The sequence below is a fragment of the Nonomuraea sp. NPDC050643 genome, assembly GCF_040654715.1.
Classification (GTDB): domain Bacteria; phylum Actinomycetota; class Actinomycetes; order Streptosporangiales; family Streptosporangiaceae; genus Nonomuraea.
The window spans coordinates 26,568-40,908 of sequence record NZ_JBFAIM010000029.1 but is presented as its reverse complement, the minus strand read 5'-3'; the positions used below and the strand labels follow the sequence as shown (position 1 = coordinate 40,908).

13 protein-coding genes are annotated in these 14,341 nt (G+C 71.4%); 8 read left to right on the top strand and 5 right to left on the bottom strand.

The features are described 5' to 3' along the window. Window position 1 precedes the first annotated feature (1 nt). The 3 genes from AB0I15_RS33540 to AB0I15_RS33530 all read right to left on the bottom strand — a co-directional run bounded on the left by AB0I15_RS33540 (window position 2) and on the right by AB0I15_RS33530 (window position 4,848). Entirely contained in the window at window positions 2-1,699 is a 1,698-nt protein-coding gene (locus AB0I15_RS33540) for a hypothetical protein (RefSeq protein ID WP_358104222.1), read from the bottom strand. Continuing rightward, window positions 1,696-4,392 (bottom strand): hypothetical protein, encoded by a 2,697-nt coding sequence (locus tag AB0I15_RS33535; protein WP_358104219.1) that lies wholly within the window; start codon window positions 4,390-4,392, stop codon window positions 1,696-1,698. The genes AB0I15_RS33540 and AB0I15_RS33535 overlap by 4 nt, the downstream gene beginning before the upstream one ends. A gap of 120 nt (window positions 4,393-4,512) precedes the next feature. Continuing rightward, entirely contained in the window at window positions 4,513-4,848 is a 336-nt protein-coding gene (locus AB0I15_RS33530) for a hypothetical protein (RefSeq protein WP_358104216.1), read from the bottom strand. Window positions 4,849-5,212: 364 nt separating this feature from the next. On the opposite strand from AB0I15_RS33530, the gene AB0I15_RS33525 reads away from it, so the two are divergent. After that, on the top strand, window positions 5,213-5,698 hold the full coding sequence (locus tag AB0I15_RS33525) for a hypothetical protein (protein ID WP_358104213.1): 486 nt from the start codon (window positions 5,213-5,215) through the stop codon (window positions 5,696-5,698). A gap of 266 nt (window positions 5,699-5,964) precedes the next feature. On the opposite strand, the gene AB0I15_RS33520 is transcribed toward AB0I15_RS33525, so the two are convergent. Beyond that, window positions 5,965-6,165 carry a hypothetical protein gene (locus AB0I15_RS33520; protein ID WP_358104210.1) on the bottom strand — a complete coding sequence of 67 codons (201 nt, stop codon included), beginning with the start codon at window positions 6,163-6,165 and terminating at the stop codon, window positions 5,965-5,967. Between the two features lie 49 nt (window positions 6,166-6,214). Here AB0I15_RS33520 and AB0I15_RS33515 point away from each other — a divergent pair, with 49 nt between their 5' ends. Next, on the top strand, window positions 6,215-6,535 hold the full coding sequence (locus AB0I15_RS33515) for a hypothetical protein (RefSeq protein WP_358104207.1): 321 nt from the start codon (window positions 6,215-6,217) through the stop codon (window positions 6,533-6,535). A 76-nt stretch (window positions 6,536-6,611) separates the two neighbouring features. Here the strand turns inward: AB0I15_RS33515 and AB0I15_RS33510 are convergent, their stop codons facing one another. Then, window positions 6,612-7,787 carry a macrolide family glycosyltransferase gene (locus AB0I15_RS33510; protein WP_358104204.1) on the bottom strand — a complete coding sequence of 392 codons (1,176 nt, stop codon included), beginning with the start codon at window positions 7,785-7,787 and terminating at the stop codon, window positions 6,612-6,614. A gap of 195 nt (window positions 7,788-7,982) precedes the next feature. Here AB0I15_RS33510 and AB0I15_RS33505 point away from each other — a divergent pair, with 195 nt between their 5' ends. From AB0I15_RS33505 to AB0I15_RS33480, 6 genes are all read left to right on the top strand, one after another. Continuing rightward, window positions 7,983-8,618, top strand: coding sequence for a TetR/AcrR family transcriptional regulator (locus AB0I15_RS33505; RefSeq protein ID WP_358104201.1), 636 nt, complete (start codon window positions 7,983-7,985; stop codon window positions 8,616-8,618). Continuing rightward, a complete protein-coding gene (locus AB0I15_RS33500; protein WP_358104198.1) occupies window positions 8,619-10,691 on the top strand; it encodes a hypothetical protein in 2,073 nt (690 codons plus the stop codon). Between the two features lie 198 nt (window positions 10,692-10,889). Further along, window positions 10,890-11,507: a peroxiredoxin gene (locus AB0I15_RS33495; RefSeq protein WP_358104195.1), complete on the top strand. Its 618-nt coding sequence runs from the start codon at window positions 10,890-10,892 to the stop codon at window positions 11,505-11,507. Beyond that, the gene (locus AB0I15_RS33490) at window positions 11,507-12,307 is read left to right on the top strand and encodes an AraC family transcriptional regulator (protein WP_358104475.1); all 801 of its coding nucleotides are present in this window, start codon (window positions 11,507-11,509) and stop codon (window positions 12,305-12,307) included. The genes AB0I15_RS33495 and AB0I15_RS33490 overlap by 1 nt, the downstream gene beginning before the upstream one ends. A gap of 57 nt (window positions 12,308-12,364) precedes the next feature. Continuing rightward, on the top strand, window positions 12,365-13,642 hold the full coding sequence (gene nuoH / locus AB0I15_RS33485; protein WP_358104192.1) for an NADH-quinone oxidoreductase subunit NuoH: 1,278 nt from the start codon (window positions 12,365-12,367) through the stop codon (window positions 13,640-13,642). A gap of 253 nt (window positions 13,643-13,895) precedes the next feature. After that, complete coding sequence (locus AB0I15_RS33480; protein ID WP_358104189.1) at window positions 13,896-14,303, top strand: hypothetical protein; 408 nt, start codon at window positions 13,896-13,898, stop codon at window positions 14,301-14,303. The last annotated feature ends 38 nt before the right edge of the window (window positions 14,304-14,341 follow it).

The window sequence follows — 14,341 nt, the reverse complement described above, 5'->3', positions numbered from 1 at the left end:
GTCAGCGGGCGGCGGTCAGGCCGCTCGTCACGGCGGCGTGCCCGAAGCAGATACGCGGCATCAGCTCATGGGCGCCGCTCGGCAGCAGCCGGGGCTCCAGCGCGGCGCCCGGCCCGCTCTCCGGGCCGAGCACGAACGCGTCGGCCAGCGAGACGGCCTGCCACCGGCCCTGGGAGTCACCCGCCGAGAGGGCCCACACCCTGCCGCTTTCGCGCCGCACCGACGTCGCGCCCTTCGTCAGGGAGGCCCATGCTCCCGGCCGGCGCGCCAAGGGGTCCCAGCCGCCGGTGAACTCGCTCTTGTAGATGCGCAGCCGCCGGTCGGCGTACTGCTGCAGCCACACGGCGGCCGCGTCGGCATACGCGGGGAAGCCGCCGGCGACGCCGTCGATGGCCCACTGCTCCTTCCAGACCCGGTCGAACGCGGCGGCGTCATCCTGGCCCGGCCCCCACCAGTGCGGCGCGGCGTAACGCGAATCGGGAAGTGCGGCTCTCATCAGCGTGTGCAGGCGCGGGACGCTGACGCTGAACGCACTGACCGCGACCCGCCCGACCACCGGCGCGGGCGGATGGACGGCGGCCTCGGCGCCCCGGGGCACGTCGCGGGGGATCCACAGGCAGAGCTCGCGCAGCAGCCGCATCAGCGTCGCCGGCGCCTCGAAGGGCGCGAAATGGCTGGACGGCGCGACCGGTATCACGATGACCGCGTCCCGGCGCGCGGCGGCGAGCTGGTAGGCGAGGAAGTGCTGCCTGAGCAGGTGGAAAATGGGAATGTCGAGGAACCGTTGCGTCGCGATGACGCCGCCCGACAGACTCCGGCCCACGATGATCCCGTACGGATACGGCGCCCGGAACGGGTAGTCGACCTGGGGCAGGTTCAGCCGGTCGTTCGTGGCCGGATGCAGCCAGACGACGAAGTCGAGCGCCGTGACCGTCTCCGCGTGCAGGCGGTGAGGCACCCAGAGGCCGACCGAGAAACGCGGGGCCGCGCTCGGCTCGTCGCTCACCTCGCCGTATTCGACCAGGTAGAGCCGGCCCTCCCGAACCGGATCGACGCCGTGCGAGGTGTTCGCGAAGCGCCCCCACCCCTCGGCCTCCGGTGTCGCGGACAGGAAGGGCGCGGCCGCCACGTGGAAGGCGCCGATCGCCCGCTGCGCGGTCGCCTGCGAGCGGTAGGCCAGCCGATCCCGGGTGATGAGCGCGGTCCGGTGGTCGAGATCGAGCGGGAGGTAGTTCGGCTCGGTCGCGGGCCGTCTCCGCCTGCGCAGTTCGGCGTTCTTCTGCGCCGCCTCGTCCAGCCGGGGGCGCAGCGCCTCCGCCCGCAGGTCGAGGTCGGGCTCGGGAACGTGTCCCAGCGGCGCGGGCCGTACGCGGCCGAGGGTGGCCACGATCGTGACGTCGCTCCCGGACGTGCGGACGCGCCGCGTGGCGTTCGTCCATCGCCAGACGCTCTCCCCGGGGCCGCGCACCGCGTTCATCACGAGCGTCGCGTGGCGCGGATGCCGCACCTCGCAGACGATGCTCTGGGTCTCGCCCGGCACGTCGAAGGAGAACGTCGCCCCGGTCACCGTCACCTCGGGAAACTGCTGAACGGTGCCGCCGGCCCACACCCGCCGCGCGAGCCGCGCACCCGGGACCGGGACCCCGCTCGCGTTCTCGATGACGACGGTGACCCGCCAGGCGGCCGCGCTTGGCGTCACAACTGCTGGCCGGTCTTGGGGTCGTACTGCACCTCCACCGCCACCACCTGGTCGGTGGGCAGCACCTCGATCCATTGGTCGAAGACCTGGTAGGGATCGGCCGGACGGAAACCGCCGCGGAGCGGGTCGAAGCCGTTCTCGAACACCTCTTCCGTGGCGAGCGTGTTGGCGATGAGCACGTTGGACCTCTCCAACTGCTCGGCGAGCTTGTCCAGGACCTCCCTGACCTTCAGGCCCTGGAACTCCGGCGGGTCGCCCGGCTGGAACGGGTAGTCGAGGCCGAGCGCCGCCTGCCCCTCGACATTCGCCTTCTTGAGCCAGTCGAGCGCGGCGCGCTCGCGTCCGGGACGTACGGGCAGGACCGCCTTGGCCCACGCGGCGTTGAGGAACTCGTTGCGGCGCGCGTCGCCGTCGACCTGGATGAGCCAGCCGAGCGAACTGCCCAGCGGGGCCGGCTGGCTCTCCTCGGTGATGAGATAGTTCACCCGCCACTCGTCGGTGGCCTGGCCCTGCGGGTCGACGGCGTTCGTCTTGTCGGTGTGCGAATACCAGCTCACCACGGTTCGGCCGGCGAGAATGCCCGGCTCGGGCACCGGATATCTGCCCACGCTGCCCTGGGTCGGCAGGGGAGGGTTCGGCGGGGGAGCCGGGGCCGGGGAGACGGTGCGGGGCCGCCAATAGTCCGGCGCCACGAAGTAGAGCATCTCGTCCACGTCGAAGATCTGCCGGAGCAGCTCCGAGCCCAGATAGAGGTCCTCGAACAGCTCGAACGGCTTGAGCTGGTGAATGAGGTTGCCGTAGATGGTCTGCCGCTCCTCGCTGCGCAGATCCTGCGACGGACGGGGACGCATGGCGCCGACCAGGCCGAGCCGGTCACGGAAGGCGCCGGCGTACGCGGTGCGCTGCAGCTCGGCCACCTTCTCGTGGTAGACCTTCATCTCCTCCTTGTACCGGTCGTGCGCGTCATTGGTGTCCGGCGCGTCCCAGTTGAGCTCGAACGTGAGGCCGATCGGGCTGAGGTCGCCGGCGTTGAAGAACTGCGCGAAGACGGCGAAGCCCGTTCTGGGCTCGTTGACGCGGCACAGATGGTCGGTGAAGGCCCGCCCCGGCGCCACGGACACGAGCCGGGCCTCCTTCAGCTTGTATCCGGGCTCGGGTGGCGGCGGCGTGTAGTCCATCCGGGCGACGGCATGGATGGCGTTGTCGTGGTCGGTGATGCCGTCGGCGTCCGGCGGATGGTGGTGCACGAACTCCATGCCGGTTTCCGGGGGATCCTCGGTGCCCGGCTTCTTCCTGATCGGGAACGCGCCCGTGAACTGGGTGGTCTTGTCGACCAGCGGGGGCGGCCGGTCCGGCTCCCTGATGGACGTGAGGTCCGGGGCCGGGACGATGTGCACCAGATCGCCCAGGCCGAGCGTGCGGCCCGGCATGGGCAGGTAGACCTGCCAGCACAGCCGCGCGCCGATGTGCTGCAGTTGCACGCCGACCTTGCGCATCTTGCGCCGCAGCTCGTAGTTGACCAGTTTGTCGCCGGTGTTCTGCACGATGTAGCGGCGGCTGGACAGGTCGGTGGTCTCGGTCACCGTCTTGAAGGTGGTCTTGAAGTTCCGCTTGATCTCGCTGGTGACCTTCGCGCTCTGCGTACGCGAATGCTTGTGCGTCTCCTCCGAGGAGCGCTTGACCGTGGCCTCGAAGCTGAAGCTGGCGCTGGCGTCGGCATGATAAATCCCGACATTGGCTCCGCCGGAGGCGCTGACCCCGAGCTTGGTGTCGTTGGCGTTGTCCTCTTTCACCGCGTTCGCGATGTCGTCCTGCTCGGTGAGGCTCTCCTCGACCTTGCGCGAGGTCTCCTCGAACTGCTCGACGCTCTTCTCGACGAGCGTTCGCCGGGTGCTGGTCTCGACGAGTTCGACGGTGCCGCCGGGGCTGAGCCACAGGTGACCGGCGGGAGGGCCGAGGAAGGTGTCGAATTCGAAGAAGTATTGCCGGAACAACTGCACCAGCCCCACCGGGGAGAGCACGCCGCGGGTCACGGCGTCGAACCGCTCCGCCAGGGCCGCCAGGGTGTCATCGTCCAGCATGTCGGCCGTGGCGGCCGAGAACGAGTCGTGGCTGAGGCGGGCCAGGGCCTCGTCGGCGGAGCCGCGGGCGGCGCGCAGCGAGTTCTGCAGGCCGAACCAGCCGGCCAGCGGCTGGTAGATGCCGAACAGTTCGCTGGCGTAGGGGAGCATCCCAGCGAACTCGGCCGGCGGACGGCCGTTGTAGACGGGCGGGCCGTGCACCGGCGCCGGCAGGATCTGGGCCGGGGCCTGCGGCCCGCCGGGTGTGGCGGCGAAGGGGATCGTCGCGGGTGACTGGCCGGTCTGCAGCCTGACCAGGAGCAGTTCGGCGGTGGACTCGGCGGCCGGCGCGACGAACGACAGGTTCTGGGTGCCCGCCGGGCCGGTGATGCGGCCGACGTACTGACGGGACGAGCTCGTGTCCCGGACCAGGAACGTGTTGGCCAGCGCGGGGATGTTCGGGAACCCGGCGGGGTCCTGCACCTCTATGTCGCGCGGTAAGGCGAGGGCGATCCGCAGCCCCGAGGGGATCTCACCGGGCGGGCTGGGGTCGATGGCGTATGACCATACGCGAAAGCCGCTCTCGCCCGTGGGGAGGGGTTTCTTGCCGGTGAAGGTGACGGTGATCGCCATGAGGCCCCCTTGGCCGACGCCCTGCGCCGGGCATCCGCGTAACCACGATCGTACTTTGCGTAGTCACCGTCAAGGGCGCACAGCCCGGGCGCCGCCGGGGAGGGCGGCGCCCGGCCCGGGTCAGACCGAGTATCTGCAGATCAGAGCCTGGCTGGCGCCCTGGGCGGAGCCGACGTAGGTGTAGGTGGGGTTGAAGTACGCGCACGCGGCGGAGGCGCTGCCGCTGCCGGTGTAGGTCAGGCCGGAGCCGCCGGTGCTCCGGCGATAGCAGCTCACGCTGCCGCTGTAGAAGCCGATGGCGGAGGAGGAGTCGACCCTGGCGGAGCAGTAGTCGCCGAGCGAGAGCGGGCTGTAGACCACCTCCACGACCGCCGCCTGCGCGGGCGTGGCGGTGACGGAGAGTGCGCCGAGACAGGCGAACGCGGCGGCGACGAGAGCGGGGACACGACGATGCACGAGGACCTCCGGGCAGTGGGTCTACCGAGTCGGCGGGGCATGGCGCTACGCGCATCAGCGGCATGATGGAGCCTTGCGCACCGCGATACGCTGCATTGATCGCAGTATTAAATAGGAAAGCTTCCTATGCAATGGCTGGCGATGCATGATCACCGCATCCTTCTCGGTGTCAGCGGACGAGTCAGAGGACGGGGGTCCCGGCCCGCCGTCGTCGCGTGGATACACCATGGACGGAGGTGACTCCAGTTACGGATGGTGAATATTGGCATCGAGAGTGACTACATGCTGTAGCGGCGCGGACGGATAACGGAGCGGCGCGTCGGGGGATCTGTGGTGGCAGGACCTCGACCGAAAGGTGATCACGATGGACGCACGCGAACTCGGCGCCGAATGGCTGTTCCAGAAGGACTGGGCCTTCGACACCCGGCCCTCGGCATATGACCAGGAGCAGTACGCCAGAGCGCTGATGATCTGCGCGGCCGGGGACGGCACGATCAGCCGCGGGGAACGCGACTGGGTCAAGGGGTACCTGGCCGCGTTCGGGGCCGCGCAGGAGCTGATCGACCTGCTGGAGACCTACGACGGCAGGGAAGCACTGGAGTCCGTGCTGGCGCTGAGCCCCGCGGTGGCCGCCTCCTCCCGCGGCCTCGTGCACGACGCCATCCGCGCCTGCTCCGCCGACGGGGAACTGCACCCCGACGAGCTGGCGGACATCCGCAAGATGAACACGCTGCTCGGGCACGAGGACGACCTCGTCGATCGGTGGCTCGATCACTACCGGGAGGAGGAGCGGCTGCGGCGGCGACGCGCCGAGCTCATCTGGACGGATCCGGCGAACAAGCCGTACTGATCCCCTCCAGCCGATCGGCGCCCGAGTGCGGGAGGAACGCGTCATGACCACGCATGCGCAGCCCGGCGAGCAGGTGGACGCTACGGCCGGGGAGTGTTCCGGCACGGCACGCCGGCGGAGGCCGATCGGCTGCGGGCGCTGGAGCGCCTGTGCGATCCGGTGACCACGACCATTCTGGACGAGGTCGGCGTGCGCCCGCACCGGCGGTGCCTGGAGGTGGGCGGCGGCGCCGGATCGGTGGCGCGCGACGTTCGGTGGCACCCTCCTCAGGCATGGCGTACGGCGGCGCGCAGGGATCCGGCGATGTGGTGGACGTCGGCCTCCGTCGTGCGCCAGTTGCTGAAGGCGGCGCGCAGCGCGGGCACGCCGTTCAGCACGGTGGGGGTGAGGAACGCCTCGCCGGCGAGGCGTTCGCTGAGCGCGGCCAGCCGCTCCGCGGTGGGGTCGGCGCTCAGGGTGAAGCACACGACGTTGAGCCGTACGGGCGCGAGCAGCCGCAGACCGGGAATGCCCTCGATGGCCGCACCCAGCGCCCGGGCGCAGCGGGCACAACGCGACCACCTCTGCGCCCTGCTCGACGGCGACGATCGCTGGCGCTTCACCCGCCCGCCCGGCGGGCTGGCCCTGTGGCTGCGGCTGAGCGCCATATCCGCGGACACCGTCGTACGCCGTGCGAACGAGCACGGGATCGCGCTCGTCGCGGGCCCGAGCTTCGCGGCCGACGCCACCCTGACCCACTACCTGCGCCTACCGTTCACCCCGCCGCCGCCGCCCGTCCTGGACCGGGTCGCCGCGGTCCTCGGCGACGCCTGCGCCCAGGGTCATGGCCCACCCTGACGTGCCCTCCGCCGGGCGGCGGGTGGAGGCCGGAGTGGAGGTGGCGTGGAGGTCGGCGTGGAGGTCGGCGTGGAGGTCAGCTCAGCATGCGCTCGATGAGGTCGGCGGCCCGCGTGGTGCCGCCTTCGGCTCGTGCCTCGGTCTGGAGCCGTGTCGAGCGGCGGGCGACGTCCGGGTCGGCGACGAGTTCGCTCAGCGCGGCACGCAGTGCCTCGGCCGTGGCGTCCGCGGTGTCGATGCGCCGGGCGACGCCCAGCTCGACGAGACGGTCGGCGTTGAGGAACTGTTCGGCGGCCTGCGGAACGGCGATCATCGGAACACCGGCCAGCAGCCCTTCGCCGCAGCCGCCCATTCCGGCATGGGTGACGAAGGCGTCCGCCTGGTCCAGGATCGCCCGCTGGGGCACCCAGGGACGCACGTCGACGTTGGACGGGATGTCACCCAGCTCTCGCGCGTCGGTGTGGCGGCCGATCTGCAGGACGACGTGCCAGCCCGGCAGGTCGCCGAAGGCCGCCAGGCACTGACGGTAGAACTCCGGCCGGCGGGTGTAGGCCGAGCCCAGTGAGATCAGCAGGACATTCTCGGCGTCGGCGGGACGTGTCCAGCCGTCCTGCTCCCCGCGCAGGCCGAAACAGGGGCCGACGAAGGTCACCCTGTCGGTGTCGACCTGGTCGGCGTGCGGTTGCATGGCGCGGGAGATCAGGGCCAGGGCCCGTTCGGGCAGGCCGGAGAAGGTGTCCACGTCGGTGGTGGACGCCCCGGAGTCGATCAGCCACTGGGCGAACCTCGCCCGGTAGGCGTCGGCGCCGGGCAGTTGCCGCAGGTGCGCGCCCACCTCCTGGTCGTAGCCCTTCCAGGCCACGAAGGTCGGGGAGAGCTGCAGGATCGGGCGGCCCTGCGTTTCGGCGAGGGCGCGGGCGGCGTAGGCGCCGATGTCGTACAGGTAGAGGTCCGCGGGGTCGTGGTCGTAGGCGGCGCGCAACTGCGGGAGGGCCTGAACGGCGTCGTCGAGGAAGAGGCCCATCGCGGCGATGGGGTCGTCGGGCCAGTTGTTGTCGGCGACCGGCAGCACGGAGGTGCAAGGGGCCAGCTCGGCCCCGGTGGCCGCGATCAGGTCGCCGACCGCCGGGTCGTTGGCGTAGGTCACCCGATGGCCGCGTGCCACCAGCTCACGGATGATCTCCAGGCTGGGCAGGACATGGCTGACGGCGGGGATGCCGACCATGGCGATGTGGGCACGGCGACGGGACATGGAGATCACTCATTTCGGGTCTTGGGCGAAACGGGCCCGGCACCTGCCTGTCGTCAGGGCGGAGACGGTTGTCCGGGATGGCGTCGAAGGGCGCGTGGCCGGGTGAACGCTGCGAAGGACATCTCCACTAATGCGACAATTGCTACATTAAGATGTTGTCATGACCCCGCTCGCCGAGCAAACGGATTCCGGGCGATGACGGCCGCGCTGCCGCCGCCGGAGGGCGGTCCGCCCGTGCCGCCGGCTCGACGCCGTCCTGGTGGCCGTACCGGTCGCATCCGTACGCAGGTTCTCGACGCGGTCCGCGCCGAGCTCGGCGAGCGCGGCTACGACGATCTCACCCTGGACGCCGTCGCGGCCCGTGCGGGCGTGCATCGCGCGACGGTGTACAGGCGCTGGCGGGACGTCGGTGGCCTGCTCGCCGACCTCCTCGAGGCGACGGGCGACGATGACTGGCGGCCCCAGGACACCGGCTCCCTCCAGGGCGACCTGGCGGCACTGAACCACGAGAACCAGGCTGCCCTGACCGCACGGCCGTCGATCGCCGCGGCCCTGATCGCCGCCTCGTTCCGCTCCGAAGAGGCCGCCCGCGGCCTGCGACGGCTCTGGGACGACCGCTACGCGCGCTGCGAGGTCATCGTCAGCCGGGCCGTTCGCCGCGGCGAACTCCCGCCGGGCACCGACGCGCGGCGCCTGCTCATCGCCGCCGTCGCGCCGGTGTACCACCATCTGGTGCTCCTCCGTACGCCACCCGACCCGGACCTTCCCGACCAGGCGGCCAGAACCGCCGTCCTCGCCGCCTCCGCCGGCGCCTTCATCGACAGGGCCTGAATGATCATCTACACCCATGGTGTCCGCGTGCTCGAGCTGGACGGGCGGCGGGTGCGCCTGCGCGTGTTCCTGGCCGACCACGATCCGTCCCGGCCTCCCCAGGAGCTCCTTCCCGAGGGGCGGAGCTTCTTCTTCGGCGTGCTGTGGCAGGCCGCCGATGGGGAGGCAGGACGGCGGCGCGGCCCGCTCCACGACCTCGTCCCGCTCGTGGACACCCTCGACCTGGACTGGGTCGAGACGAACGCGGGCCGCTTCGTCGAGAGCGTGGAGAGGGTAGGCGCCCGGAACCTCTCCGGCGGCGACGAACTCGCGCTCCTGTACGAAACCCACTACACCGAACTCGACTGGCGCCTCCACCGGTGGCATGAACCATGGGAGCACGAGGACCGGCTCGTTCAGGCCGACTACGACGTGGTCGTCACGGACGCGCGCTGGCTGGAGCCGCTCCGCGCGGGCCAGGGAATGGGCACCGGCTTCGCCTCATGGGGCTGGACGGTGGCGGGCGGCCGGCTCGTGCGTCGCGGCCTGATCCTGAAGGACCGGGGCGACAGGGAAGGAGCGGCTCACGCGTTCCGGCGCGCGACGGCCGTCGGCGACCCCGAGGCCACGGTGCGGGCACTGCTGGCCCTCGACGACCTCGATCTCGATCTCGACGCCATGGCCTTCGACGCCCGGCTCGCCCACGAGGCGCGGGCGGCCCTGGAGCTCTGCGTCCGGCTCCGCGGGCAGGGCCGGGACGCGGACGCGCGGGCCGCGTTCCTGATCGTGCACGCTTTCGGCATGCCCGAGCTCATGGGGGAGGCCCGCGAGCGTGCGGGCATGGTGTCGCCCGCCGAGCGCGCGCACCGGCTCATGGGCGAGGGTGACCGCTTCGGGGCGCTGAACGAGCTGAGACGCGCGTACGACGGCGGCAGCGAGGTGATCGACTTCGCGATGGCCCTCCTCGACGGCGACCTCGAGACCGCGGACGGAACGAGGTACGGCGGCGACCTCGACCTCACCCGTATGGCACTGATCGTCGCCGACCTGGCGTTCGTCCATGCCCGCGCGGGCGACGACGCCATGGTGGCCGCCCTGCTGGAGCTGCGGGTGACGGCCGAGCTCGGGGCCACGATGTGGTGGTACGCGCTCGAAAGCGGGAACGCCTACCCGGAAGAGGCCACCGCCGCCATCGGTGAGCGACTGGTGCGTACGACGGCGGCCATGCACCTGCCCGAGGACCTACGGCACATCGCGCAGACCGCCGGTGCCCGCTTCCCGGCCCTGGCGGCGGCCGCCTACGCCGAGCTCGGCGATCATTACGCGACCTTCGGCGAACCCGAGGACGACGACGGGGACGGGGCCTGGTTCCTTGCCGCCTACTGGACGAGCGCGGACGAGCTCGGCGGGACCGTGCCGGCCGCGCGGGCGCTCGACACCCTGGCCCGGTTGCTGGACGAGACCGGCGATGCGGTGGCCGCGCAGGCGGCACGGAGGGCGGTGACCGACCAGGCCGGCCCGGAGCCTGCCGCCGGCGACTCCACCGCGGCCTTCGCCTACGCGCGCCTCCTCCACCGAGCAGGACACGAACAACGAGCACGATCCCTGCTTCTCAAGATCGCCGAAGCGGACGACCTGGGCGCGGCCAAGGCGATGATGTTCCTCGGCAACCGTGCGCAGAGCGTCGGCGACGAGGAAACGGCCCGCGCATGGTGGCTGCGCGCGGTGGCGAGCGGCCGACCGGCAACGGCCCATGCGGCGGCGATGCGGCTCGGCTATGCGGCGAAGCTCGCCCGCGACGTCCCCGCCGCGCTGCGCTGGTACGGGCCCGTCATCGAATCCGACCACGAGGACGCCGCGCTGGCGGCGGCGCATCTGGGCGAACTCCATTACCGGCTCGGAAACAGAGAAGAGTCCCTTCGCTGGTACGACCGCACCTTGAGCGGAACGGACGACTCCGAGCTGATCGCAGAGGCCGCCTTCCGGGTGGGTGAGATGCGAGGCGACCGCGCCGCGCTTCGACGCGCGGCCGAGTCCGGTCACGCCGAGTTCGCCGAGCCGGCCCTGGCGCTTCTCGGCCGGCCGGGGCGCTGACGCGTCGGCGTCCCGGCCGCCCGCCCGGGTGACGGCCGGTCCCCTCGATGGGGCTTGACCTTACCCTTGAGGGCAAGGTTTAGCGTTCATCGAGGTGAGAGACGTGCAGATCGGTGAGCTGGCCCGCCGGGCGGGCGTGACGACCAAAGCGGTGCGCTACTTTCCCGCGTCTCGCCGGCCACCGGAGGAGAGGACCTGATGACCGACTACACGAGCCTGCCCGCCGGCCTGCCCGTCCCCGAGGACGACGGCGCGGCCGTTCATCTGCCCGGCGCCAGGATGCCGCACCTGGAACTGCCGGGCACCGGCGGCGCGACGGTCCGCCTCGACGCGCTCGGCGCCGGGCGGACGGTGATCTACATCTATCCGCTCACCGGCCGCCCGGGCACCGACCTGCCCGACGGCTGGGACTCGATTCCCGGAGCGCGCGGCTGCACGCCCGAGGCCTGCGGCTTCCGCGACCACTACCAGGACCTGCTCGCCGCCGGCGCGGCCGGTGTGCTCGGCCTGTCCAGCCAGGACACCGACTATCAGCGTGAGGTGGTCGAGCGGCTCCTCCTGCCGTTCCAGATGCTCTCCGACCCCGGGCGGAGCCTGGCCGGGGCGCTCGGCCTGCCCACGTTCGAGACCAGCGGGCCGACGCTGTACAAGCGGCTAACTTTGATCATCCGCGACGGCGTGATCGAGCACGTCTTCTATCCGATCTTTCCGCCGAACGAGCACGCCGACCAGGTCCTGACCTGGCTACGGGACAACCCCCTTGACACCCCTCCGGGATCACGGGGCCGGTGGGGCCAGGGCAGGCTTGCCGGGTGATGGCCATTCATTCACTGCCCACGCAGCCGCAGGCGGAGCCGTACCAGATGGTCGCCCGTCCGTCGCCGCCGCGCCTGCGTCCCTACGTGCTGGGGTGGGCCGGCTTTCGCACCCGGGCGGGAGAGCCCGCTCACCCGAGCCGGATGCTGCCGCTCAACGCGGCCACCCTGATCATCGACTTCACCGGCATGGGCCCGATCGTCACCGGCCCCCGCGCCACCGCCACGTTCTCGGCCCATACGCCGTGGCGTCACGGGGTGGCGGTCGGGCTCACCCCCGCCGGGATGTCGGCGCTGACCGGGACCCCCGTACGCGAGGTGGCCGGCACGACCGTGCGGCTGGAAGACCTTGTCGGCACCCGTGCCGCGGAGCTGACCGACCGGCTGACCGCGTCGGCGGGCTGGGCCGACCGTTTCGGCCTGCTGGAGGAGCGGCTGACGGCGTGGCTGCGCCCCGACCCCGGCCCCGACGACCTGATCATGCGCGCGTGGTGGCGGCTGCAGGCGCCGACCGGCCCGCCCACCATCGCGGCCCTGGCCGCTGAGCTGGGCGTCAGCCGTCGCTATGTCGAGCTCGGATTCCGCCGGGTGGTGGGCCTGTCGCCCAAGACGGTGGCCCGGATCGCCCGGTTCCAGCGGGTCGTGGACACGTGGAGACGACCCTCGGCCACCCTGGACGAGGCCGTCGCCTGCGGTTACGCCGACCAGCCGCACCTCACCCGCGAGGTCCGGGCGATGGCGCAGATGACGCCGAAGCGGCTGTTCGCATTCGTTCAAGACGCCGATCGGCTCACCGGCTAGCGTGACCTTCCGCTCCGGGCCGAACGGGTGCCGGGGGACAGGAAGGGGCAACACGTCATGGCAGGCGTTCTCGCGGCCGATCCCACCCTCGCCGACTTCGGCAAGGACCCGCTGTGGATCACCATCATCAAGGCCGTGATGGTGTTCCTCTTTCTGGCGCTGGGAGTCGTCTTCGGGGTCTGGTTCGAGCGCAAGCTGATCTCGCGGATGCAGCACCGCTACGGGCCCAACCGGGCCGGCAAGTTCGGTCTGCTGCAGTCGGTCGCCGACGCGATCAAGATGGGCCTGAAGGAGGACCTCTTCCCGCGCAGGGTGGATCGGGTGCTCTACCTGCTGGCGCCGGTCATCATGGTGGTGCCGGCGTTCCTGGCCTTCTCGATCGTGCCGTTCGGGCCGGTCGTGAACCTGTTCGGCGTGCGGACGCCGCTGCAGCTCGTGGACCTGCCGGTGGCGGTGCTGTTCATGCTGGCCATGGGCGCGGTGTCGGTCTACGGGGTGGTGCTGGCCGGGTGGTCGTCGCGCTCGCCGTACGCGCTGCTCGGTGGTCTGCGGTCGGCGGCGCAGGTGGTGTCGTACGAGATCGCGATGGCGCTGTCGTTCGTGGCCGTGTTCCTGTTCGCCGGGACGCTGTCGACGTCGGAGATCGTCGGGGCGCAGGAGCAGACCTGGTACGCGGTGCTGCTGATCCCGTCGTTCCTGATCTACGTGATCTGCATGTTCGGCGAGGCCGCCCGCATCCCGTTCGACCTGCCCGAGGGCGAGGGCGAGCTGGTCGGCGGCTTCCAGACCGAATACTCCTCGTCGCTGAAGTTCGCCCTGATCATGATGGGCGAGTACCTGCACACCTTCACCGCCGCCGGCATGGCCGTCACGCTGTTCCTGGGCGGCTGGCGGGCGCCGCTTCCGATGTCGTGGGCGTGGGCCCACACGGGCTGGGTGCCGGTGCTGTGGTTCTTCGTCAAGTTCGTCCTGTGCTTCGCCTTCGTCATCTGGGTGCGGGCCTCGCTGCCGCGCGTGCGTTACGACCAGCTCATGTCGCTCGGCTGGAAGGTGCTGATCCCGGTCAACCTGGCCTGGATCCTGCTGGTGGCCGCCGTGCGCAACATCGTGGTCAACGAGGGCGACAGGACGCTCGGCATCGGGCTCGGCGTGCTCATCGTGGTCGGCGCGCTGGCCGTCTGGATGCGGTTCGACACCGTCGGCCAGCGCCGTAAGGAGGCCAGGAAGGCGCAGGTGGAGGCGGAGTTCGAGGAACTGTCCGAAGAGCCGGCGGCCGGCGGGTTCCCGGTGCCGCCGCTCGACCTGCCGCACTACCACGGCGTCTCCCGGCCGTGAGCGCCCCCCGGCCGCCCGACCGGCGGCCGGGGTCGCTGGACGGCTCGCCCGGGAGTTCGGCCGGTGCCCAGACAGGTGGACGGCAGGGTGTCCCGTGCGGGTGCCCGGTGTCAGGGCCGCGTCAGCACGGCGACGGCCTGGTATCAGAGCGGTCGGCGATGGTGGTGGCCATGACGAAGGGAGGCGCCTCCTCGGCTCCGCTCTCCGCCCACGACGCTTCCCACCATCCGCCCGTCCGAAGGAGTACGTCGCCATGTCCGTCGCCCTTACCGACCAGGACAAGCTCACCCTGCGCACCGCCGCGTACGGCGCCGTCACGCTGATGGCCGCCGCCGGTGCCGCCGGTCGGCCCCACAAGGCCGCCACCGAAGGCTCCGTCGCCCTGTACTCCGCGACCGGCCTGGTCGGGCACGTGCTCGCCGAGAAGTCGCGGGGCGTGAACCTGAACGGCAGGTCCGTGGCCGGGCTCGCCGACCACGTGCTGCCGGCCCTGACGGCGGCCATGAGCCTGCTCAAGCAGCGGGATCCGGCCGAGGCCGACAACTTCCGCGGCACCATCATGGTCGCCATCGAGGCGGCCGCCCGTACCCACCAGGGCGAGCCCGGCCCCACCGTGGCCGACATGGCCCGCAAGATCACCGCGGCCCTCGACGCCACCTGACGGGACGTCGCCGAGCACCGTCCCGTGCGCGACCGCCT

What these genes read in the sequence shown, in the direction of transcription:
- AB0I15_RS33535 (WP_358104219.1), bottom strand. Translation starts at nt 4,392, where the DNA reads ATGGCGATCACCGTCACCTTCACCGGCAAGAAACCCCTCCCCACGGGC.
- AB0I15_RS33525 (WP_358104213.1), top strand. Translation starts at nt 5,213, where the DNA reads ATGGACGCACGCGAACTCGGCGCCGAATGGCTGTTCCAGAAGGACTGG.
- AB0I15_RS33515 (WP_358104207.1), top strand. Translation starts at nt 6,215, where the DNA reads ATGGCCGCACCCAGCGCCCGGGCGCAGCGGGCACAACGCGACCACCTC.
- AB0I15_RS33510 (WP_358104204.1), bottom strand. Translation starts at nt 7,787, where the DNA reads ATGTCCCGTCGCCGTGCCCACATCGCCATGGTCGGCATCCCCGCCGTC.
- AB0I15_RS33505 (WP_358104201.1), top strand. Translation starts at nt 7,983, where the DNA reads ATGACGGCCGCGCTGCCGCCGCCGGAGGGCGGTCCGCCCGTGCCGCCG.
- AB0I15_RS33500 (WP_358104198.1), top strand. Translation starts at nt 8,619, where the DNA reads ATGATCATCTACACCCATGGTGTCCGCGTGCTCGAGCTGGACGGGCGG.
- AB0I15_RS33495 (WP_358104195.1), top strand. Translation starts at nt 10,890, where the DNA reads ATGACCGACTACACGAGCCTGCCCGCCGGCCTGCCCGTCCCCGAGGAC.
- AB0I15_RS33490 (WP_358104475.1), top strand. Translation starts at nt 11,507, where the DNA reads ATGGCCATTCATTCACTGCCCACGCAGCCGCAGGCGGAGCCGTACCAG.
- nuoH (WP_358104192.1), top strand. Translation starts at nt 12,365, where the DNA reads ATGGCAGGCGTTCTCGCGGCCGATCCCACCCTCGCCGACTTCGGCAAG.
- AB0I15_RS33480 (WP_358104189.1), top strand. Translation starts at nt 13,896, where the DNA reads ATGTCCGTCGCCCTTACCGACCAGGACAAGCTCACCCTGCGCACCGCC.